At 33.0% G+C, this 22,875-nt stretch carries 22 protein-coding genes and 1 pseudogene; 18 read left to right on the forward strand and 5 right to left on the reverse strand.

The annotated features are described in order from the left end of the window. Nucleotides 1-71: 71 nt before the first annotated feature. Both Q8L85_08405 and Q8L85_08410 read left to right on the forward strand, forming a co-directional pair. Complete coding sequence (locus Q8L85_08405) at nucleotides 72-512, forward strand: DUF192 domain-containing protein (GenBank protein ID MDP1724705.1); 441 nt, start codon at nucleotides 72-74, stop codon at nucleotides 510-512. Between the two features lie 299 nt (nucleotides 513-811). After that, nucleotides 812-2,116 (forward strand): HNH/ENDO VII family nuclease, encoded by a 1,305-nt coding sequence (locus Q8L85_08410; GenBank protein MDP1724706.1) that lies wholly within the window; start codon nucleotides 812-814, stop codon nucleotides 2,114-2,116. On the opposite strand, the gene Q8L85_08415 is transcribed toward Q8L85_08410, so the two are convergent. Further along, nucleotides 2,081-2,575: an SMI1/KNR4 family protein gene (locus Q8L85_08415; GenBank protein MDP1724707.1), complete on the reverse strand. Its 495-nt coding sequence runs from the start codon at nucleotides 2,573-2,575 to the stop codon at nucleotides 2,081-2,083. The two genes, Q8L85_08410 and Q8L85_08415, sit on opposite strands and share 36 nt — an antisense overlap. 451 nt (nucleotides 2,576-3,026) lie before the next feature. On the opposite strand from Q8L85_08415, the gene Q8L85_08420 reads away from it, so the two are divergent. Then, nucleotides 3,027-3,974 (forward strand): hypothetical protein, encoded by a 948-nt coding sequence (locus Q8L85_08420; GenBank protein MDP1724708.1) that lies wholly within the window; start codon nucleotides 3,027-3,029, stop codon nucleotides 3,972-3,974. Between the two features lie 205 nt (nucleotides 3,975-4,179). Here the strand turns inward: Q8L85_08420 and Q8L85_08425 are convergent, their stop codons facing one another. Continuing rightward, nucleotides 4,180-4,419, reverse strand: coding sequence for a CDGSH iron-sulfur domain-containing protein (locus tag Q8L85_08425; protein MDP1724709.1), 240 nt, complete (start codon nucleotides 4,417-4,419; stop codon nucleotides 4,180-4,182). Nucleotides 4,420-4,661: 242 nt separating this feature from the next. On the opposite strand from Q8L85_08425, the gene ispH reads away from it, so the two are divergent. Together ispH and rnhA are read left to right on the forward strand one after the other, a co-directional pair. Continuing rightward, complete coding sequence (gene ispH / locus Q8L85_08430) at nucleotides 4,662-5,603, forward strand: 4-hydroxy-3-methylbut-2-enyl diphosphate reductase (GenBank protein MDP1724710.1); 942 nt, start codon at nucleotides 4,662-4,664, stop codon at nucleotides 5,601-5,603. A gap of 145 nt (nucleotides 5,604-5,748) precedes the next feature. Next, complete coding sequence (rnhA, locus tag Q8L85_08435; GenBank protein ID MDP1724711.1) at nucleotides 5,749-6,216, forward strand: ribonuclease HI; 468 nt, start codon at nucleotides 5,749-5,751, stop codon at nucleotides 6,214-6,216. A 306-nt stretch (nucleotides 6,217-6,522) separates the two neighbouring features. On the opposite strand, the gene Q8L85_08440 is transcribed toward rnhA, so the two are convergent. Next, on the reverse strand, nucleotides 6,523-7,026 hold the full coding sequence (locus Q8L85_08440; protein ID MDP1724712.1) for a CarD family transcriptional regulator: 504 nt from the start codon (nucleotides 7,024-7,026) through the stop codon (nucleotides 6,523-6,525). Between the two features lie 432 nt (nucleotides 7,027-7,458). On the opposite strand from Q8L85_08440, the gene Q8L85_08445 reads away from it, so the two are divergent. The 8 genes from Q8L85_08445 (at nucleotide 7,459) to yacG (Q8L85_08480) (ending at nucleotide 15,175) form a co-directional block, all read left to right on the forward strand. After that, nucleotides 7,459-8,883, forward strand: a complete 1,425-nt coding sequence (locus Q8L85_08445) for a hypothetical protein (GenBank protein MDP1724713.1) — start codon at nucleotides 7,459-7,461, stop codon at nucleotides 8,881-8,883. A 204-nt stretch (nucleotides 8,884-9,087) separates the two neighbouring features. Further along, nucleotides 9,088-9,567, forward strand: a complete 480-nt coding sequence (locus Q8L85_08450; protein MDP1724714.1) for a UPF0262 family protein — start codon at nucleotides 9,088-9,090, stop codon at nucleotides 9,565-9,567. Between the two features lie 103 nt (nucleotides 9,568-9,670). Then, a complete protein-coding gene (locus Q8L85_08455; protein ID MDP1724715.1) occupies nucleotides 9,671-11,764 on the forward strand; it encodes a hypothetical protein in 2,094 nt (697 codons plus the stop codon). Between the two features lie 364 nt (nucleotides 11,765-12,128). Further along, nucleotides 12,129-12,608: a hypothetical protein gene (locus Q8L85_08460; protein ID MDP1724716.1), complete on the forward strand. Its 480-nt coding sequence runs from the start codon at nucleotides 12,129-12,131 to the stop codon at nucleotides 12,606-12,608. A 373-nt stretch (nucleotides 12,609-12,981) separates the two neighbouring features. After that, a complete protein-coding gene (gene infA / locus Q8L85_08465; GenBank protein MDP1724717.1) occupies nucleotides 12,982-13,200 on the forward strand; it encodes a translation initiation factor IF-1 in 219 nt (72 codons plus the stop codon). A 165-nt stretch (nucleotides 13,201-13,365) separates the two neighbouring features. After that, nucleotides 13,366-13,959 carry a nucleoside triphosphate pyrophosphatase gene (locus Q8L85_08470; GenBank protein MDP1724718.1) on the forward strand — a complete coding sequence of 198 codons (594 nt, stop codon included), beginning with the start codon at nucleotides 13,366-13,368 and terminating at the stop codon, nucleotides 13,957-13,959. Between the two features lie 101 nt (nucleotides 13,960-14,060). Further along, nucleotides 14,061-14,981: a ribonuclease E/G gene (locus Q8L85_08475; GenBank protein ID MDP1724719.1), complete on the forward strand. Its 921-nt coding sequence runs from the start codon at nucleotides 14,061-14,063 to the stop codon at nucleotides 14,979-14,981. Next, a complete protein-coding gene (gene yacG, locus Q8L85_08480; protein ID MDP1724720.1) occupies nucleotides 14,972-15,175 on the forward strand; it encodes a DNA gyrase inhibitor YacG in 204 nt (67 codons plus the stop codon). The genes Q8L85_08475 and yacG (Q8L85_08480) overlap by 10 nt, the downstream gene beginning before the upstream one ends. Before the next feature lie 65 nt (nucleotides 15,176-15,240). On the opposite strand, the gene Q8L85_08485 is transcribed toward yacG (Q8L85_08480), so the two are convergent. Further along, entirely contained in the window at nucleotides 15,241-16,821 is a 1,581-nt protein-coding gene (locus tag Q8L85_08485; GenBank protein ID MDP1724721.1) for a tetratricopeptide repeat protein, read from the reverse strand. 314 nt (nucleotides 16,822-17,135) lie between these two features. Here Q8L85_08485 and Q8L85_08490 point away from each other — a divergent pair. Together Q8L85_08490 and yacG (Q8L85_08495) are read left to right on the forward strand one after the other, a co-directional pair. Next, nucleotides 17,136-17,320: pseudogene (locus Q8L85_08490) on the forward strand (proline--tRNA ligase). 35 nt (nucleotides 17,321-17,355) lie between these two features. Beyond that, a complete protein-coding gene (gene yacG, locus Q8L85_08495; GenBank protein ID MDP1724722.1) occupies nucleotides 17,356-17,505 on the forward strand; it encodes a DNA gyrase inhibitor YacG in 150 nt (49 codons plus the stop codon). A gap of 74 nt (nucleotides 17,506-17,579) precedes the next feature. Here yacG (Q8L85_08495) and Q8L85_08500 read toward each other — a convergent pair whose 3' ends face one another. Then, complete coding sequence (locus tag Q8L85_08500; GenBank protein MDP1724723.1) at nucleotides 17,580-19,313, reverse strand: tetratricopeptide repeat protein; 1,734 nt, start codon at nucleotides 19,311-19,313, stop codon at nucleotides 17,580-17,582. A 215-nt stretch (nucleotides 19,314-19,528) separates the two neighbouring features. Here Q8L85_08500 and Q8L85_08505 point away from each other — a divergent pair, with 215 nt between their 5' ends. The 3 genes from Q8L85_08505 to Q8L85_08515 are packed head-to-tail and all read left to right on the forward strand — an operon-like array spanning nucleotide 19,529 to nucleotide 22,762. After that, nucleotides 19,529-20,836: a proline--tRNA ligase gene (locus tag Q8L85_08505; protein ID MDP1724724.1), complete on the forward strand. Its 1,308-nt coding sequence runs from the start codon at nucleotides 19,529-19,531 to the stop codon at nucleotides 20,834-20,836. Then, nucleotides 20,833-22,071, forward strand: a complete 1,239-nt coding sequence (locus Q8L85_08510; protein MDP1724725.1) for a lipoprotein-releasing ABC transporter permease subunit — start codon at nucleotides 20,833-20,835, stop codon at nucleotides 22,069-22,071. The genes Q8L85_08505 and Q8L85_08510 overlap by 4 nt, the downstream gene beginning before the upstream one ends. After that, on the forward strand, nucleotides 22,064-22,762 hold the full coding sequence (locus Q8L85_08515; GenBank protein MDP1724726.1) for an ABC transporter ATP-binding protein: 699 nt from the start codon (nucleotides 22,064-22,066) through the stop codon (nucleotides 22,760-22,762). Before Q8L85_08510 ends, Q8L85_08515 begins: the two co-directional genes overlap by 8 nt. Nucleotides 22,763-22,875: the final 113 nt, after the last annotated feature.

Here is a 22,875-nt window from a genome sequence, read left to right on the forward strand (position 1 = left end):
TAGTTTGATTTGCTGTATTTTTGCAACAGGCATAGATTATTTCATTTTTATTTTAACCAGGAGCCCTCTAAATGATCAAAAAAATATTTTTCATACTCAGTCTTTTTGCATTTAATATGAACACAAATGCGATGGTTGTTGAACGAAGCGTCATTCAAACACAATCAGGACAACAATACATATTCGATACTGAAGTCGCGCGTACAAACAATGAAAAAGCAACAGGACTTAGTTTGCGTACTGTTTTACCACAAAATCATGGTATGCTTTTTATTTACCCTTTCCCTCAATTGATAACCATGTGGATGAAAAATTGTTTCATCCCTTTGGATATGATGTTCATTGATGCAACAGGACGTATTTGCCACATCGTAAGACATACAATTCCTAATTCACCTAACCATATTTACTCCAACAGCATGGCAAAAGCAGTTCTTGAAATTGGTGCGGGCCTTACAAACGCTTATAACATACATGTTGGCGATAGACTCATTGCCCCCTTCATTCGATAGACTTTAATATACCCAAATGATTTGGAAATGCCGATTTTTGAGTCTGAGATTTGAGGTAATTTTTGATACCTAAAATTACGACAGGTAATTGTTTTGCCTTAGAAATTTTTAGTTTAAAAAGCAAACAAAGGTCATCGACTAAAAACGGTAGTTTCAGATTATTTGAGTATATATACCCAATTTGATTAAACTCACATTGGGCAATTTTTAACAAAATCTTACTCATTTTCACATATTAACGTTTTCTTAATAAACTTATCATAAAATATAAGCAATGGTCATAAGTTGCGGTTTGTATAATGAACACACAAAAGATACTATCTATTTTATCCATTATTTTTTTATCAATATTATTTACAGAAAATAATGCCTATAGTTTTTCACTAAAACTTCAAAACTTAAACTATTCATTAAATCCCCCTCTACCACAATTTCAAAAAGTTGTTAACACAGAAAAAGGTGTTCTTACAGAAAAAAAACAAAACAAAACGATAATAAAACGTAAATTTGATGAATTTGATCAAAAAAATATAAATCATCAATATAAAGGTAAAGAAAATAATGATAATAAACAAATACTTACTGAATCACAATTAAAAAAGAAACAAAAATTCGAAGGAATTCATGATTTTTCAGATGAGATGGAATCCGAAATACTCAATTTAAATTTAGATCCAAATAAAATTTACCTATACAATGAAACAATAAAAAACAACTACAGAACAAAAGAAAAAAAAGTTGATTTATCTGAAAAATTAATTTTAATTGATTTTGATAAAAATAGACTAAATAGATTCTTAAATCATTTTTTAGTTCTTTATAAAAAGAAAAAAATATTAAACGATGAATGCTTAAAAGAAAAATCAATTTTTCTAAGCGCATTACACAAAATAACATCCAATAGAAAAAAAATTAAAACATTAGAAGAAATCTTAAAAAACAACTCATATGAATTAATTGATCTTATTAACACTGATTATTGTGAACATCCCTCTATATCAGAAGAAACAGAGGAAGAAAAAGCTGAACGTCGTACTCAACGTGCAGAACAAAATAGACTATTAGCAGAACAAGCCGCGCTTTCTGCCCCTACAACAAAACCCCTTGAACAAGAAAAAATATTATGGAAAGGTTTTTTTACTTACTTTAAAGATCGAAAAAATGAAATTGATGAAGGCAGTGGTGAAAAAATTACAAGATCTGAAATTGAAGATGAGTTTGAAACATTAGTCTCAACCCATTATAAAAAAATAAAATCAGACGGTAATATTTTTTACTACAATCCAGATTTTATTCCAAATACAATCAAAGATTCTGAAGACAGAACAAATCTAGAAAGAATTAACAATGGCATTGCCCCTATTGGCTTTGATGGTGAATCAATGAATATTCACCATATTACACGTCACCAACCCGGCATATATGTTCTTATTTCAGAAACAATGCATCAACAAAAATCACTGCATCTACATTTCAGAGATAAAAAATATTATCCACAGCCAAAAGCAATCGATAGAAATGAATTCAATCATATTAAGCAGGATTTATTTTCAAAGTTATACAAAGAACTAACCAAGAGTACTATTCAGCCAGCTCAAGAATGAGTCCCACTGATATTTGGGATCTTCATCAATCTGTTTTTCAAATCGATCAAATATCACAACTTTGCCATTTTTTTTATCTAAACAATACATTGAATCTTGATCGCGACAAAAAGGAAAATATGTTAATGGAATAGACCAATCATCTTCTTTTGCGATTTCATGAAGTTTAACAAGTGATGAATCTGCCCCTTTATAAACAAAACCCATTTCATATCCATGAAGAACATGATTACCACAATTTAAATAAAACTGTTTTAAAATTGATGGTATTTCACCAATAATATCTTCAACAGCAAGACATTCTGCTTCTGTTGGCAATAATTTATCGGTTACAGCATCTATAGATTTCAAAACACGACTTTTAGCATTAAACGAATCAAATACATTTTGTTGATCGAGTGTTGCATGAACCTGCATATATATAACTGCCATTAATACGAAAGAAAGAACTTTTTTCATTGTAATCCTTACATTAATTACAAACAACACTAAAAATATGAGAATGTTATTTAGTATTGTTTTATTGGAAACGACATTAGTTATTTAAACTAAAAGAAAATTTATCACAAATAAAAAAACAATTCAATACTTAAATTATTTTCATTATGTTTTTCTTAGAAAGACAAAACTTATGTAAATATTTTCTATATTGTAATTATCTAGATTTTATAACAAAAGTCTTTTGGGTTTCCCACATAAAGCATCTCAAAGGTTTTATAAAACAACAAACCACCCTAATCAATAATATTTTTCTTGCGTTAAACGTTACATCCTAGCAATATTTAATATAACGCAATCAAATGAGAAAAAATTAGGGACAATTGATTTAAAATTTTAACAAACATTACATTGTGTTAAATCAAGTCAACAAACCTAATTTCAATTTCTGCCCATAAGAAAGAAGTGAAAAATGAAAAAAATTGTCCTATTTATCTCAATCTGCTTCCAAATAAATCTTGCCATAGCCGTTGACGACGAATGGCCCGTATTTTCAAACAAAAAAGGGGCTGAATATACTCTTTATGTGCTAAAAGGTATTATAAATAAATTCCCTAAAACCTCTCAAATTGAAAACTATACTTATAAAATAGACCCAGCATCATGTGAACTTCCTTTAAATCCAGATGACTTTAATGAAACTCAACTTGTTGAATATAAAATTGCTGAACCATCTGAATTAGATGCACATCAGAACACAGCAAATTATGCCCTTTTTATAGATGATTCAAAAATTGATGATTCCTCTTTGGTTGTAACACGCTCAGAAGTCAATGATATCGCAATAATTGATGATTTCGTAAGCATTGAACCACATTTTGATATTATAGACGACAAAAAAGAAGAAGAGTCTTTATCTGCAACAAAAAAGAAAAAAAGAAGAACAAAAAAAGAGTCAGATGCTAAAAAAATTAAGAAAGAAAAAAAATCTGCCTTACCAACAAACGAAGGCTTAACTTCATCTCAACTCATAAATCCCGTACATATTTCTAAACAAGACTCGACAAGTGCCGTACCTGAATTTACAAAAATAGAAGACAATGATGATTACAAAAACACAGAAGACAAAGAAACCATTACACGACATAACGTTAAAAAAAAGAATATAAAGAAAAAAGAAAAATCAACATCTGCACTCGATGAATACCCCTTTGTTGATTTTACACCAGAGTCAGATAACACACTTACACTTGTATCAAGAACAAAATCTGTATCAGCACCTGGTGACTTTATAATCTCTGAAAAAGCCCGAAAAACAAAATCCATAGCGCCCACCCAACCTACAAAAACAAAACCAGACGATATCAATGTCAAAAAAAAGAAAAAAGAAAAAAAAGATGACAATTGTTCCGTAATGTAAATTTTTTATTAGACTTCTTTCAAAACTCGCTAATGTGAGGCGAGTGATAGAAGATTCGGCACGGAAGACCACAGTGTATTCTTCATACATGAGGATCTGAGTGCCGAAGCGACGCATCAATCGACCGCAATAGTAGAGTTTCGAAAGAAGTCTATTAAATAAGGTGCATATTTTAAAATGTGCACCTTATTCAGTTCAATGCAAATCATAATTGATTATGTGAACCATCACAAAAAGGTTGATGTTTACTCTGCTTGCAGCCACAAAAATATAAAGTACAATTTTCTTCTGGGGTATAAATAACAGGTAGCATGCCAGAGCCTTTATGAGACCCATCACAAAAAGGTTGTTCTTTGCTTTCGCCACAAGAACACCAAGCATATTTTTTCTGCGCAATAACTTCAACACAATAAGGATTTTTTTGTGCAATTTTTGGTATTGTCATTTTTGTTTCCAAACCCATTTTAAGAAGATGATGATAGATTTTTGATGCACTTTTCGTTATTGTAGCTGAAGTTTATGAATATCGCGACATGCATACTCGAATTGTTTCGAAATTGGGTCAAGAAGATAAGTGGTGAAAACTGCTGCGTGTACCTTTTTGTACATGAGCATAGTGAATCCCGAAGTCTGACAACCTCCGTGGGTTTGAAACAAGAGTGGTATATACGTTTTTAGGAAATGATGATGCAAGACCTTCAAGTTATTTTAGCAAGCCCTCGTGGTTTTTGTGGCGGTGTGGAACGCGCCATTTTGATCGTTGAAAAAGCTTTGGAACTCTATGGTGCACCCGTTTATGTACGCCATGAAATTGTGCACAATAAATATGTCGTTGATAATTTAAAAGCAAAAGGCGCTATTTTCGTCGAAGAATTAGATGAAATTCCTGATGATGTGCCTGTTATTTTTTCAGCTCATGGTGTCCCTAAATCAGTGCCCCTTGAAGCCAAAAATCGTAAACTTCATTATTTAGATGCAACCTGCCCTTTGGTTAGCAAAGTACACCGCGAAAGCGAACGTCTTTATGCTGAAGGTTACCATATTTTATTAATTGGACATAAAGGTCACCCAGAAGTAATCGGTACAATGGGTCAATTGCCAGATGGCGCCATTACGTTGATTGAAGACTTGTCACAAGCTGAGAGTATTATCCCAACGCAGACAGATCGATTAAGCTATGTCACACAAACAACTTTATCTGTTGACGATACAATTGAGATGATCAAAACATTAAAAACACGTTTTCCTGATATTCGTGGACCGAAAATGGAAGATATTTGTTACGCCACTACCAATCGACAAATGGCTATCAAAGCGATTGCTGAAAAATGTGATGCCATTATTATTATTGGATCCCCCAATTCTTCTAATTCTCAACGTTTAGTTGAAACAGCTTTACGACATGGTTGCAAAAAAGCACAACTTATTTTACGCGTTGCTGACATTGATTGGGATTGGCTTAAAGATGTTAAAAACTTAGGTCTTTCTGCAGGTGCCTCAGCCCCTGAAATATTAGTCGATGAAATGATCGAAGCATTAAACAAAAACTATAAAGTAACAGTTTCTGAAGTCAAAGTGGCAGATGAAAACATCGAATTTAAATTACCACGTGAATTGGTTATCGCGTAATAGACTTCCTTCAAAACTCGCTAATGTGAGGCGAGTGATAGAAGATTCGGCACGGAAGATCATAGTGTATTCTTCATACATAAGAATCTGAGTACCGAAACGACGCATCAATCGGCCACAATAGTAGAGTTTTGAAAGAAGTCTAATGGATACAGAAACAACAAACCTTAAAATCTACACTGATGGCGCCTGTCAAGGCAATCCTGGCCCTGGTGGCTGGGGCGCTGTTCTTTTATACAAAGATCATCGCAAAGAAATCAAAGGTGGAGAACCCGACACAACCAATAACCGCATGGAATTAATGGCTGCCATTCAAGCCTTAGAATCACTTAAAAAACCATCAATTGTTCAGCTTTTCAGTGACAGTCAATATGTCAAACAAGGCATAACGACGTGGATACATAATTGGAAAAAAAATGGATGGCGCAACAGCCAAAGACAACCTGTCAAAAACATCGACCTTTGGCAACGACTTGATAAAATTGTAGCCTATCACAAAGTTACGTTTCATTGGGTGAAAGGTCACGCAGGTGACCCTGAAAACGAACGCGCAGATCAATTAGCACGGGACGGTGTACCACAGCGCAATGAAAGAAATGCAGTCACTGGATGATAAGATTATCCAATTTACCGGACAAAAAATATTTTTGGCTTTAAAACCTTCCAAAATCCAGCCACTTACCTGAACAGGCGAGAAGCAAAGCTTCGAGCACGGATTCAGCGTCGAATTAACACTCATGATCGCAGATCATGCCACAATCCAAGTAAACCTAGCATGCTCTTCGAGCATGTGTTTCATTCTGGATCCTGAATCTGCGTATGAAGCTTTGCTTCAACGCGTTCAGGAAAACAGTGATGTGGGAATTAGCACGGAACATAAAATTAAAAATTGTCCCGTAGCTTAGAATTTATTATAGCCTTAAGCAACTTTACGCATAAGATCTTCAAGTCGTTGTGCAGCACTTGATTCATCAATTTTTTCGACCGCAGCAAATTCGCGCGCAAGACGTTTTAACGCTGCCTGATACATTTGACGTTCACTATAGGATCGATCTGCGTCATCGTCTTTATAAAGCTCTCGCACAACTTCAGCAATCGTTGCTGGATTGCCAGAATTGATTTTCATTTCATATTCTTGAGCACGCCTTGACCACATTGATTTACGAATTTTTGTGGGTTTTGAAAGATTTGTAAGTGCTAAATTCATATCGTCTTTTGTACTTAAACGACGAAGACCTGAAGCAGTTGCTTTGGTTAAAGGAACCCGCAAAGTCATTCTGTCACGTTCAAATTCAACAACGACTAGATTAATAGACATGCCTGAAATGGCCTGACATTCGAATCCGATGATCGTTCCGACACCATGCGTTGGATAAACAACGTGGTCACCCGCATTAAATCCCATATTGGTATGTGTAGACATCCTTAGCCTCTTCATCTTTAATCAGAGAGTAATAATAATACTCGTTTTTTTTAATATGGGTAGACAAGTCATTTTAAGACAGAATATTGCCCTAAAGAAACATTTTGATTTGCCTAGATTTTTTATTGTATATAAGCACGAAAATAAGAATAACACATTTTTATATATATTTATAGCTATTTTTTACTTTACGTAAATTATGCTGCCATATTTTTTTGCAGCATATTGAATCATTGTTATAATTTTTACTTATATTGAGCAATAAGATTATATTTTTTGTAAAAAATAAGAAAAATTAGAAAGATATATTGACATATTTAAATAAATTATCGTTTAACACGTCTATTTAATAGATGATTCTACCAAATTTTATTTTTCTTGACAAGAAAATGGACACTCTCTAATTATTAAAAAAAATAGTGGAGCAACACAATGAAATATTTCAATTATCTACGATTTCTACCTTTAGCGATTATATTATCCAGTGCACAAGTTTTTGCAGGCCCTTTATATGATGCGCTTAGGCCGCTTTTTAACCTGAATTCAATACCACCAACTTTCGTAAAAGCATATGAAAAAACAAGAGTTCATGAGGGTTTTAAGCTTCCTGCTGAAAGTTATGGATTGGTATTAAAAAGTGATGAAGAGGGTCCTTATCTAGAGGTTCCATTCATAAAGGCACAAAGTAACCGCATGATATCAGATGAGGATTTACAAAATAAACTTCGTGAAACAGCCACAACCTTAATTAGAGATGAGATCACAAAAATAAATCAAACTGAGGATTGGACGAAGAAAGTACTTTTAAATAAATTGAATCGTATCAATTCTCTTATTTTAGATTTAAGGGAGCTTTTAAGTCCTGTTCAGAAAAAAGTCGACATAACAGATCAACAAAACACAATATTGCTTCGTTATGGTAATGGCACAGAAGAATTATACAAACATTTCCTAACCTTATCATCGACAATATTAGAAAAGCAAAGTGATGCCGATATTACAGATGATACCAATTTTAAGGACTTATATCCGGTTTTGAAGAATGCTTTATCAGATTTTTTGAATGCAACTATAACCTCTTTAGAAATAAATGAACCAGTTGATAATCTAGTCCCTTTTTATGTTTATAATTTACTCGAAAATCCAAAATTATTACCCGCTTTAATCAACACCTCACCAGCTTTAATCAACACCTCATCACATCTTGAACAAAAACTCAAAGAAACATTACAATTAATAAAAGATGCTGAATTTCTTCAACAAAACCTAAGAAGTGAAGCACACTTCTTTTTTACAGAGCAAAAAAGAATCATTACCCAAATGAAAGAACAATTTAGCAATATGTTGCAATATTATGTTCAAAAAGAAGGCATCACAGAAGAAATAAATTATAGAAGGCAAGAAGTCATATACTCATCAAGCAATCCAATGGAAGCTATTGAAAAAAAATCACTGAAAGATATTTTCAACGAACTAGGTCTAAACAAAAATTCTTTAATTGCGCAATTAGATACGATATCCAAAAATATCCAATTTGCAGCACAAAACATCTTACCTTACACAATTGAAGAATTCTATGTTCCATTGGACTTCAATCAACCCACAAAACAAAATAATTATTACAAACTTCTTATGAACACTGGAACAACTTTATCTGCTAATGCTTTAGTACTTATTGAGGTGCTAGCTGATGGCGATCGTTTTGCACTGGTTAATCCTGCTCACCTAACATTTTACTGGAATTTATTAGAGAATTTAGAAGGATTGTTCGGATCCTATGAAAAATATCTAGGTATTCCAATTGATGATGACAGCCAACAAAATCCACCTTTATTTGTTCATATACGCAATCTATAGTGAAAAATAAGTCGCATTCTCCTCATTAAACACCTAAAGTTTTAATGGGGAGAATGTAATAGACTTCTTTCGAAACTCGCTAATGTGGGGCGAGTGATAGAAGATTCGGCACGGAAGACCGCAGTGTATTCTTCATACATGAGGATCTGAGTACCGAAGCGACGCATCAATCGACCACAGTAGTAGAGTTTCGAAAGAAGTCTAATGGTTAAAAAGAAAAATAGAACAGTCCTTGAGCTTAATTTAGGACATAAAGCACAGCTTAAAAACGTTTTGATTGAACGTGAAAAAGAAACGGCCATTGCCGATTTTATGGCTTCTCACTTTTTTTGCTGCGATGATTTAGCCCCTCCCTTCATTTTAAATCTCAATATAAATGAACATTACATCGTTTTTCATGTTGAAAACACTGAAGACACCATCAAAGTGAATCTTTCTTTATTGAGTTTCAAACGCATTTTAAAAGATTATTTTACCATTTGTGAGTCTTATTATTCAGCTTTATCAGCCCTTAAACCAGATCAATTAGAAGCAATCGATTTTGGTCGCAAATCCATACATGATGAAGGTGCAGATATATTAAAAACACAATTAAACCCTAAAATTAAAATTGATTTTGAAACATCACGTCGTTTATTTACAATTATTTGCGTCTGTTTGATCGGTCATCAATGGCGATTATAAATTATATTTCACGTTCATATTGACTATTCTAAAAAAAAGCTATTTGCTATATATAAAGGACAATAACTTTTAAATTTACTTAATAAAATCTTAAGGGTTGGCTATGAAACAACGTATTTTATTTTGTGTATTCTTTATATTGTGTTTCATTCAAATCATTGATGTGTTTGCTGGTAAAAATACAGAGAATGCTGCTAGACTTTATGCTTCACAAAATAAAAACATAAGCCTTCCTAAAAATAATGCCGTACTTACTTACGAAAAAGAAAAGGCACTCAAAACAAATCTAACAATATCAAAGTTGCTAAATAACATACAAACAGATCCCTCACCTGCCTTTTATCGAGAGCTAGCAGATATCTATGGCTATCCAAAACGCAGCGAAACTATTTATAGTGATCCAAAGGATCTTCAAGGACATCAACAAAAAGCAATAGCTTTAGCCATTCAAACATATGAACAAGGGATAACTATCTTCCCCAATGCATCTGAACTTTACTGCGGTTTAGGCAAATTACAATTTTGCATCAATCACGACTACAATACAGCTATCAACATCTTCAATAAAGGCATTGAAATTTGTCCTTCTGCTGATCTTTATTGCGCCTTAGTAGACGTCTATCGTTATGGCATAAAAGATACAAAATTAGCCATTGAAGCTTGTAAAAAAGGTCTTAAATCATATTATTCTTTAAATTTATATCTTACTTTAGGGAATCATTTATCTTTTTTATCGAGATCTAGAATCGATTATAAGTACAAAATTAAATGCAAAAAAGAAGCACTTGAAGCTTATCAAAATGCATTGAATTTTGAAAAAACGACTACTGAATATAAAACGATTCTACAATCAATGTTAACACTTTATTGTGAATTATCAGATAGTTATGCTAGAGATGTTGACGCCTATGCTCAAGAACTATCAATATATCAACGTAAAGCACTTGATACATTTAATATCGCACAACAATTAGAAGATTTTTATATTAATGAAAAAATAAAAACGAAAATCGAAGCCATCTCTTTTCTATTGCAAGAAAACAATGAAAATAAACCTACAATTCAAAATTCAAAAGATACCGAAGAAGTTAAACCTAACAATGATATTCCTAACAACATTCCAATATTAAACGAAAAAAGAGAACCTTCAAATGAAAACAATATAATTTGGGATAAATTTGTAGAATCTATTAAATCTAACGCAGAAACTACACCTGAAATAGAATTAAATAATTCTTCAACAACGCCCCCTAATGAAAACAACATAATCTGGGGTGATTCAATTGAACCTATCGATTGTTCTAATAATATTTACGAACCATATACAGATTATATATTATCAAATTCTATAGTAGAAATATTGGATCCTTTTGAAATAGCAAGAAGTTATCTTGATTTATCTATTAGGGACTTCAACAATCATTCGAATTTTTATACAATTCAAAAAAAAGTTAAAGAAAAGCTACAAATATGCTCAAATTATATTGAAAATAATTTCTTATATGGCTTTTATAAAAAGTTAGCTGAAATTTACTACGATTGTTTTTCAAAATTTGAAAATTATTTTCATCAAAAAACAGAATATCTAGAAAAAACATTATATTATTACAATTGTGCACTAAATTATGGTTATCATAGAGATAACACAGACATTATCCAAAAAATGTCATCAATTTATTATGAATTAATAAAGACTTATTATTTTAATTTAGCCAAACACGAAAATAATGTTCATCAAAAAAAAGACTATATTGAGAAGGCCATCAATACCTATTACAATATAACATTTTGGGATAATTCTAAAAATTACAACAAAATCAATAAACTAATCCCTTTTTGCTATTATGAATTAGGAAATATTTATAATTTTGAATTATCAAAAAATGAAAATGATTATTTTCAAAAAATATCCTATATAGAAAAAGGACTAGAAGCTTATGAACAAATTGCCAATTTTCCCAATTTCAAACCCATGATATCTACCAAAATATCAATGCAAAAACTTTATTATGTTTTAGGTAATATTTATAACATAGGCCTTGCAAGCATTGAACAAGATAATGTCACCAAAAAAACTTACTTAACAAAAGCACTAATTGCCTATGAAAAAGCCATTCAATTTGAGGATCCTAAAATCAAGAAAAAAACTGAAAAATCAATAGAGTTTGTTCAAAATGCTTTAGCACATGAAAGGTAAATAATATTTATATTGACTTTTATTCTTAAAAACGATTTTCTATAGAACTGTAACTAATCTACTCATTTAATTAAAAAAATTAAAAGAGAGAGCCTATGAAACACAAATTTTTATTTCGTTTTTTCTTAATATTTTTTTAATACAATCCAATGTTGTTTTTTTCAGTAAAAACAACAACGATAATCAAACAGAAGAAAAAACAACCATTCTTTCTCGTCCTCATAACCAAAAAGATAGCGACCCATCATCAATTTTCTATTTAACCATAAAAAGACACTATAGATTTAAATAAAAAAATATATTTACTTTTTTTTATTTTAGTATAGAATTCTTTTATTATGTTAATTAAATGAAGGTAAAACCAATGAAAAAATCTTACTTGTTCTTTTTACTTCTCTCCTTATCCATAGCCCAAATCTCAAACACTCATGCAGGTGGTAAATCAGCCTCAAAAAAAATGACCACTAAAGAATTTAATAAAATGGTCTATAACGAAGCAGCAAATAAATTTTTTAACGCCGATGATCTACCTAATGCTCCATCAGTAGACGAGGGTATTGAATTGGTTAAACAAAAGATAATGCCACAATATCAAGCACAAATTGACAATGGTGAAATCATTATTGTTCAACCCGTAGCTAAAATAATGACCAGTGAACAATATGATGAAGCAGTTCGTGCTTGTGCTGCTTATAACAACCGTATGGGCTGCGATTTTGCAATTAGTTTCGATGGTGGTAGCACAGATATATATCAAGGCATATCAAATGACGAAGCTTTTACTATGGCACAAAAAGAATACGCGCAAAAAATAACCGACGGCGAAATTGTAATCATAGACTAACCGCACCATCTTACACCAAGACATCGATTGGTTTCTTGGTGTAAGACGCACAAATACACTCAACCCTCATTTATAGAAGCTTCCCCGCCACACAAATCTTATTTTTACGTATATATTGAGTAAAACTATACAATAATAGTTTTTTTTGTTGTATTTTTGTATTTAATAATGTAATGATTTACGGATACGAAAATTTAGGTAATTACCCAAACCTCTCAGAATTAACCACACAGATTATGTGGCAAAGTCTAGAAAGACAAGAACCGGAACGGCATGTACTAAAGTACACGAGCACCGGCAGTACAGGGTTGACAACGAATTTGCCCATAAGGTGGGTGGTTACAATTTTAGAAAAGAAGGCTGTTTTAGCTACATGTCAAAAGAAGATCTAATCGAATTCGCAGGTACTGTTATTGAAATACTTCCAAACGCCATGTTTCGCGTTAAACTTGAAAACGAACATGTTGTTTTAGCCCATACTTCTGGCAAAATGCGCAAAAACCGTATTCGTGTTTTAGCTGGTGATCGTGTCACTGTTGAAGTCACGCCTTATGATTTATCAAAAGGTCGGATCACATTCCGTCAAAAATAACACAACTACCCACATTATGGTCAAATTCGTCGTCAGGACTGCGCTTCCTGTACTCATGTACATAGAAGTACACTCCGTTCCGGGTCTCGCCCTTTCTAGACTTTGCCTCATAAATTGGGTAGTTACTCTATAGATACCTGGGAGCTTCAAATTACTTTTTCATCAATGTCAAAATCCTTAATTTTAGCCTCTCAATCGCCAAGACGATTAGAATTGCTCAAACAAATTAATATAGTACCAAATAAAATAATCCCGGCAGATGTTGATGAATCTTGCCTTAAAAATGAATTGCCCAGTGTTTGCGCAAAAAGACTTTCATTGCTTAAAGCCGAAAAAATAGCAGAAACAAATCCTGACGCTTTTATATTATCAGCCGATACAATTGTTGCTTGTGGACGACGTATGCTAGGTAAACCTGAAAACGAAACTGAAGCACGCAAATTCTTAGATCTTCTATCCGGTCGTAGACACCGTGTTTATGGTGGCATTTGTTTGATTACACCGGATGGCAAAAAAAGAATTAAACTCAGCCAATCAATTGTACGATTCAAATGTCTTTCAAAAGAAGAAAAAGAAAATTTCATTCAATCGCATGAATGGGTTGAAAAAGCAGGTGGATACGCGATTCAAGGTTTAGCTGCCACTTTTATTGATTTTATATCCGGATCCTATTCTAATATCGTAGGTCTTGATTTATGCGAAACAAATAAACTTCTAAAAAGTGCAGACTTTAACCAAATTATTTCAAAATGTAAGTAGGAAGATGAGTGATGAGCAAGCGGAACGTATCCTTTATACTTGAGCATTGTGAATTCCGAAATCTGACGCCCTTCACAGTTTGAAAGAAGAAGGTTATTTAAGTGAGATATGAACTATACATCGATCAATTCCATCATTTTATGCGCGTCGCCATTTTAGAAAATAATCAATTATATACTTTTCGACTTTTTGATTTACAACAACTCGATCGAAGTGGTTCTATTTATTTAGGTAAAGTCCAACGCATTGCCCCAAGCTTAAATGCCATCTTCATTACATTTTCAAATAATGAAATTGGTTTTTTAAAATCCCCCAAACGCGCCTTTCATGAAGGTGAAATCATTGCCGTTGAAATCATTAAAGATAAAAACACTGACAAAAAAGCATTACTCAAAGAACGATCCGATATTAAAATTGCCAATCAAAAACAATCTACTATTCTTGAAGCAAAACACCCTTTATTACGATTATGCGAGAAATTGAAATTTTCAAATATTGATACATTTCATATTGAAGGTGATTTATTCTTTCAAGTAAAATCCTTACTTCAATCGAATGCATTAGATCTTAAAATACAATTTTGCGCCCTCCCCGGTCTCTTTAAAAATAACGATTTAGACCACATCTTTTTAGAATTTAATGATGAATTTGTAGCTCTTCCAAAGGGAGGCAATTTATTAATCGAAGAAGGGCAAACCTTAACAGCAATTGATTTAAATATGGAAGGTGAACGTCCTGAAAAATCATTTGAGGATGCTGTTTTTCATTTCAATTTAAAGGCATGTTCTACTATTATAGAACACATAATAGGACGCAATTTAGGCGGTCTGATTTTGATCGACTTTATACGCATGAAAAACCAAGATTACAAAAACCAAATAATACAAAAAATGCGTACATTAAAACAAAAAGATATGGTTGATTGTGATATTTTAGGATTTACAAAAGCAGGCCTTTTTGAAATTGTACGTTATGGTGACCGACAATCGTTAAAATCAGTTTTAGGTGATTTATGCCCATAGAACAGAATATCCCAGAAGAAAAAAAACTAACAAGTAAATGCCCCTTATGCAAAAAACCAACGGATATAAAATACCGTCCTTTTTGCTCCGATAGATGCAAAAAAGTTGATCTTCATCGTTGGATCCAAGGCATTTATAAAGTTGAAACAGATGAAGAAGTGGATTCTGTGAAAAGCGAAGATCATGAAGGCTAATATACTGAAAAGTCATTAAGTTAAAACCAAACGACTTTTCAGCATATGTTTAATAAAATTACGGCTCAATCATTTCCATAATCTTCTTTATGTTTTGCATACATCCCGCTAAGAGCATTTAGCATATTTTTTAAAATATGCCCATTTGCTCTAGGTTTTTTAAAAATAAACATTCCGGCGCAATCATTCGTTTCTTTATAATCAATAAAATCCATAATCAATTTTTTATAAAGACCCTTATATTCAGTGACCATCTTATTACTTTGAATTAAGTCAATTATTTTGAAGTACAATTCATGTATTATTTTAGTGTTTTTTTGGTGATATTCTTTACAATATAACAATCTTGTATGAGCTTTAATTTTTATTTCCAAATCATTTTTTTCAACATGTGCAAGCGCTTTTTTCCAATTTTCAATAGCTTCATCATATTTTTCTAAAGAAGCATAATTATTGCCTATAAAATAATAAAGACGTGCACTCTCCCCACAAACATTCAATCCATCTTGAAATTTATGAATAGCCCTTTCATGTTGATTATTATGCGATTTTATCTTTCCCAAATACGTATAAGCTAATTTTTTTGAAAAAATATCTATATTTCTGCTCAATAATAGCGCCTTTAATATATATTTTGCCAATAATTGATTTTCAGTGTTTTTTGAATGCCTAAATTCATTCGCAGCACGTATATAATCGAAAAATTCATTCTTCTTGCCATAGAAACCATTATTGTTTCTAAGTTTTTTTATTTTTTGTTTAAGTACATCCAGCGTTCTTACATCAATATTTTTCAAAAATAATTTTGCATCTCCATCAAGATTATCATAATTAAACTTTTTTGATTTAATAAGAACATCTTTTTGATTTAATAAAGAAGATGTTAAATCACTAGATGACTGTTGCGCCGCAATTGCCCAATTTTTAAGTTCATAAGAAGGAACATCCTTTGCAACAAGACAATCTTCATCCAAATTTATCTGTTCAAGCAATTGTATAGATTGCTCAATAGGATTTTCTACTATTTTTTCTTCAATAAATTGCGTAAGTTCATCCGTCCCCTCATCTTTCCCCTCTATCATGCTTAAATAGAACAATACATTTTTATTGCTTATATTATTTTCTTTGTTTTTAGCATTAATACGCGTATTACTTTTTTGTTTCACGTTTTTATTTTTATTAATAAGATTTTCATTTACATGCAAAATATTATTTGAAGTAGAGCAACGAGGCGTCGGATAAAACAAAGGAATACCTTCTGGTAAGCCAGAATGCGTAATATCAGCATAATCTCCATTAATAAAATACTGACTGACGCAAGCATTTGGATCATAAACAGCAATTCGATTATCACGATAATTACACAGAATCACACCATTAAAGTAATAAGTGGCATCAACATTCGTTTTAAAAAAATAAACGGAATATGATCCATCTTGATACATTGTTACATAATTCAAGTTATCATCATAAAACCCCTGAAGGATTTTACTTTGGTAAGAATCTGGTACATTACAACGTATTGAATTTATGGTGCAATTTTCATCCGATGAAGATTGAGCTAACACACTATCTTTTCCAGCAAAAGAGGTATTCATTTGAAAAATTGATGTTATCGTAGCAACAATTAAATAGATTTTTTTCATTCCACAATCCTCTAAGAATTAATTTTCAAAAAATAAAAAGGATTCTATGTTTAATATTTAAAATAGTCAAGTCTTATGTCTAAATATATCAATATTTATACAATTATATTGCAATAACAAAAAGTTAATAAATTATATTTCCTTGATTAAAATTTACCAAATTTCTCAAAAAAAATTAAAAAATCTAAAAGACTTAACACCTCCTGAAAAAATCACTTTATTCGTAGCTATCGATATATATAAATCCAACCTTACTCTAGACTTTTCTTCCCATTTCCCTTAAAGTCTATGCATTGAAGAAGGAGAGCCCTAACATGCGTTTATCCCGTTATTTTAACCGACTTTAAAAGAAAATCCTCAAGAAGCCCAAATTTTGTCGCATCGTTACATGTTGCGCGCGGGGATGATTCATCAGGAAGCGCAAGGGATATATTCATGACTTCCGTTAGGTCTTCGGGTCTTTAAAAAAATTAAAAATATTATTCATGAAGAACAAAACATCCAGGAATAGAAAAAAATAACACCAAATGCCCTTTGTGCAAAAAACCAACCGATATAAAATATCGCCCTCTTTGTTCCGATAGATGCAAAAAAGTAGATCTCCATCGTTGGATCCAAGGTGTTTATAAAGTCGAGACAGACGAAGAAGTGGATTCTGTGAAAAGTGAAGATCACGAAAATTAAGAGTAAATTAGAAAGCTCGTTGAAAAGTCTTTAACTTATAGTCATCGACTTTTCAACAAGCTTTTCTGAATGTATTATTCGCTCATCTCGATATGATCAGCGATTGGCTTTTCAAAATAAATATCTTCAAGAACTAAATCTGATATATTATCCTTAATATAGTTTAGTCCCTCCTTAATAATAGATGTCATAAAACCATATTGATTGAACATTGAACGGATTTTAAGCGCTGCATCGTGAAGATTTTCATTTTGATATAATTCTGTAAGATTAACAATTTCTGCAAAATAAATTCTTTGAATTTCTTTTGTTTCTTTAGAATTTTTTTCATTAAAACTTTCAACATTGTAATTATCTTCTATTAATAAAAGATTTTCATTCAATAGTTTATCGATAATTTTATGATTGTTTTTATGATATTCTTTACAATGAACAAATCTATGATAAATTTTTATCTTAAGACTAATATCTTCTTTTGAAACCTTATCAAAAGCTTTATTCCAGTTTTCAATTGCTTCATCACATCTTTCTAAAAATGCATAATTATTACCGATAAAATAATAAAGACGCGCATGTTCACCACAAACACTTAAACCTTTTTGAAAAATTTGTATAGCTTTTTCATATTGTTTATCATGGGATCTTATTTTTCCTAAATAAGTATATGCTCTTCCTTTTGAATAAAGGTCTATTCTTTTATTGCAAAGAACATATTTCAATATACTTTTTCCTAATAATTTATTTTCAATATTAGTTGAATGTCTAAAAATATTAGCAGCATTAATAAAATATGAAAATTTATTTTCCATAAAAGAATTATTATTATTTTTAATCTTTAAAATCTCATTTTTAATCTCACATAATGTTTTTATATTATGCTGATATAAAAAATCCTTTGCATCTTTGTCAAGATCAATATAACTAAATCTTCTTTTTTTAGAATTATTACTTTTTTTATCTGATAGAGGAAATGTGCTAACAACATTAGATGATCCTTTAAATAAACTTGACCAAGTTGTTTGTTGAGAGGGCTTCGCAATTTCAACCGGCTGATCATTTACCATTTTTAATAAACTTATTTGCTCAACCAATGGCACTATTTGTTCATCAATACTTTCAGAATACTTTACATCATCAGACTGTACTTGTTGTACATTGTCAGTTTCTAGAAAAGTTAAATCATTTGTAATTTGCACACTTTTATCATGCAATGCGTCACTTTGCACAATAGGATTTGTATTGCCTACTTGGTCTTGAGATCCAATTCCATAGTTTTTCATATTTTCTTTGTTGCCACGATTACCATAAGATTTGTTACTCTTTTTCAGGTGCACAACTTTAGGTTTTTGTTTATAAGACCTAGGTGTATTAGAATGATTATTATAATGTGGATTTGGATAAAAAGTAGGTATACCTCCGGGTAATCCAGGCACAACAATATTTAAAAATCCTCTGTCCGTAAAATGCTGACTAAGGTCAGACAAGGCGTCATAAATTGCAAACCCACCATCAACATAATCACATCGGATTGCTCCATTAGGATAATAAATCGCTAGAACATTAGTATGCGTAAAGTACACAGAATAAGTTCCATCTACATAAACCGTTACATAATTTTGACTATTATCATAATAACTTTGAGGTTGACCCTTGTGATAATAAATATCTGCAGACTGAACTTCTTGATATGGTTGATGATAACATGTTGAATTTTCTGCGCTTAATAAAATATCACCTTTACCTGAAAGCACATCATTTATCTGAAAAATAGACATAGTTAAAGCAATGGCTAAATAACTTCTCTTCATTCTTTAATCCTTTTATAGAATATATAAATTTAATAATTATTGAATTATAATTTATTGTTTAAAATTGTCAAGTATTATTTAGATATAAAGTAAATAAAAATAATTTTTAAATAATCCTGAAAAATGCTTTTCATTCTTAAAGAACGCCCCATCATCTCTAGACTTTTCTCCCCTTTTCGCTTAAAGTCTATGCATTGAAGAAGGAGAGTCCTAACATGCGTTTATCCCGTTATTTTATACCGACTTTAAAAGAAAATCCTCAAGAAGCCCAAATTTTGTCGCATCGTTACATGTTGCGCGCGGGGATGATTCATCAGGAAGCGCAAGGGATATATTCATGGCTCCCGCTCGGCCTTCGCGTCCTTAAAAAAATCGAAAACATTATTCGTGAAGAGCAAAACAAAGCAGGCGCTTTAGAAGTGCTTATGCCAACCTTACAACCCGCTGATTTATGGCGTGAAAGTGGTCGTTTTGATGCCTACGGCAAGGAAATGCTACGTATTAAAGATCGTCATGAACGCGATCTACTTTATAGCCCCACCAACGAAGAAATGATCACGGCGATTTTCCGTAAATTCGTACGAAGCTATCGTGATTTGCCTAAAATGTTTTATCAAATCAACTGGAAATTTCGCGATGAAATTCGTCCACGATTTGGTGTGATGCGTGGTCGTGAATTTTTAATGAAGGATAATTATTCTTTTGACTTAAATTACGAAGATGCTGTCAATGCCTATGATCTTATGTATAAAACCTATTTAAAAACATTTAAACGTTTAGGCGTTAAAGTCATTCCAACACAAGCTGATTCAGGACCTATTGGTGGTGACCTAAGCCATGAATTTTGTATCCTCGCCGAAACGGGCGAAACAACCCTTTATTATGATCCGATTTATGACACGTTAGGATCTGATTTCGATCATAAAGATATATCAGAACTAAAAAAATATTATGCAGCCACAGACGAAAAACACAAACCAGGCGATGCCCCCATCCCTGAAGAACAATTAAGTGTGGCGCGTGGCACAGAAGTCGGTCACATATTTTACTTTGGAACGAAATATTCGGAAGTCATGAACGCAAAAATCGTCAATCCTAAGGGTGAAGAAGTTTTGGCCCATATGGGATCTTATGGTATCGGCGTGTCCCGTTTGGTTGGCGCCATCATTGATGCAAGCCATGATGATAAAGGGATCATTTGGCCAGAATCTGTAGCGCCTTATCGCATTGGGTTAATTAACTTACGATCAGGTGATGCAAATTGCGACAAAGTATCAAATGATATTTATACGCAGCTGACCAACAATAATGAAGAAGTTTTATATGATGATCGTGATCAACGTTTAGGCGTTAAACTCGCGGATATGGAATTGATTGGCCTCCCCTGGCAGCTTATTATTGGCCCTAAGGGTATTGCACAAAATACGGTTGAACTTAAATGCCGTAAAACCAATGAGTCTCAAGAACTTAGCCTTGAATCAGCGCTCAATCACATGACTAAAAATAATGCGAGAGCTGCATGAGGAGTCTCGTTGGCTTTATCGCATGGCGTTATTTACGCTCTAAACGAGATGAAGGCTTTATTTCTATCATCGCATGGCTTTCATTGATTGGCATCATGCTTGGGGTTGCAACACTTATTATTGTAACCTCCGTCATGAGTGGTTTTCATAAAGAATTAATACGCAACTTTATCGGCTTTGGCGGCCATTTAACTATTAGTGAACCTTATGGCCTCATCAAAGATTATGATGATCTGTCTTTAAAAATAAAGACAATCAAAGGTGTCACCCACGTCTCGCCTTTTATACAAGGCCAAGTTTTAGCAAGTGCCAAAGGCAATGCTGCAGGCGCGCTCGTTCGTGGCGTTACCCCCGAGGATATGGAAACACGAGACGCCTTTCGCAATGCAATTGTACAGGGATCATTAGATGCTTTTAAACAAGGTGGCATTTTAATTGGCCATCGATTAGCAGACCAATTAGACCTTCATGAAGGTGACCGGATTGAACTTGTTGCAGCAATCGGCAATGTAACCGCTTTCGGGACTATTCCACGCTCAAAATCTTATATTGTGGGTGGCATTTTCAATCTAGGTTTTCAACAATATGATCTAGGCGTCATTTTTATGCCTTTAGAAGAATCCAAAGTCTATTTTAAAAAATATGACGGTGTTGATAGTCTTGAAATTTTTACAAATGACCCTGAAAACACTCATTTTTTCAGACATGAGATCGTTAAATTAGCTGAACGCGGTCTAAATGTTCTTGATTGGAAACAAATGATTGGCTCGCTCGTCAATGCGCTTGCTGTTGAACGTACAACCATGTTTATTATCCTAACCATGATTATTTTAGTGGCCTCTCTTAATATTATTTCAAGCATGATTATGCTTGTTAAAACAAAAGGTAAGGATATTGGCATCTTGCGCACCATGGGCGCCACACGCGGTTTTATTATGCGTGTCTTTTTTTGGAGTGGTGCAAGTGTGGGCATTATCGGCACTATCTTTGGCACCATATTAGGCATTGTATTTACCAAGAATATTGACGCAATGCGGAAATGGGTTTTATCCTTTAGTGGTGTCGACCTTTTCGATCCGCATGTATATGGTTTTACTAAACTACCCGCTGAACTTAATTTTCTAGAAATTTTACTCATTGTCAGTATTGCATTAGGACTCACATTTTTAGCAACCCTGTATCCATCCTGGAAAGCCGCGAAACTTGATCCTGTTGAGGCTTTACGCTATGAGTGATCCCTTTTTAACATTAGAACATATTTCACGCACATTCCATCAAGGTGATCGCGATATCCACGTCCTGAATGATGTGACGCTTCATCTTTACCCCAAACAAATCACGGCCCTGTTAGGACCATCTGGTGCTGGCAAATCAACCATTTTACACATTGCAGGATTGCTTGAAAAACCGAGCAAAGGTGACGTCAAAATTGCGGGCAAATCAACACGTCGTGCCTCTGACGGAGACCGCACCAAAATACGTCGTCAGCAACTTGGTTTTGTGTATCAAGCGCATCATTTATTGCCTGAATTTTCAGCCCTTGAAAACGTCATGCTACCATTGCTTCTAAATGCTACCCCTAAAGATAAAGCAAAAGATAAAGCAACTCAACTTTTGGAACGTGTCGGTCTTAAAGATAGACTTAACCATCGCCCAGCACAAATGTCGGGTGGGGAACAACAACGTGTGGCCATCGCACGCGCGCTTGCCAATAAGCCAAAGCTTTTACTCGCGGACGAACCCACAGGAAATTTGGATCCGCATACTGCAGAATCCGTCTTTCAAATGTTAATTCAAATTGTCCGAGAAGAAGAATTATCGATTCTTATTGCCACCCACAATCATGAATTATTGCCCTTCATGGATCGCATTTTGAAAATGGAAGATGGCAAGATTATTGAAATGAATGCGACACGTGTGGATTGAGGCTTTTTACAGCCCGAATCATTCAAACAAAATTACTCACAAGCCCCACTTAGCTTTCAAATAGCTAGCGGGGCTTCTGAATTTGTATGCACGTACCTACAAATGAGAAATTT

The organism is Alphaproteobacteria bacterium (assembly GCA_030680745.1).
Taxonomy (GTDB): domain Bacteria; phylum Pseudomonadota; class Alphaproteobacteria; order JAUXUR01; family JAUXUR01; genus JAUXUR01.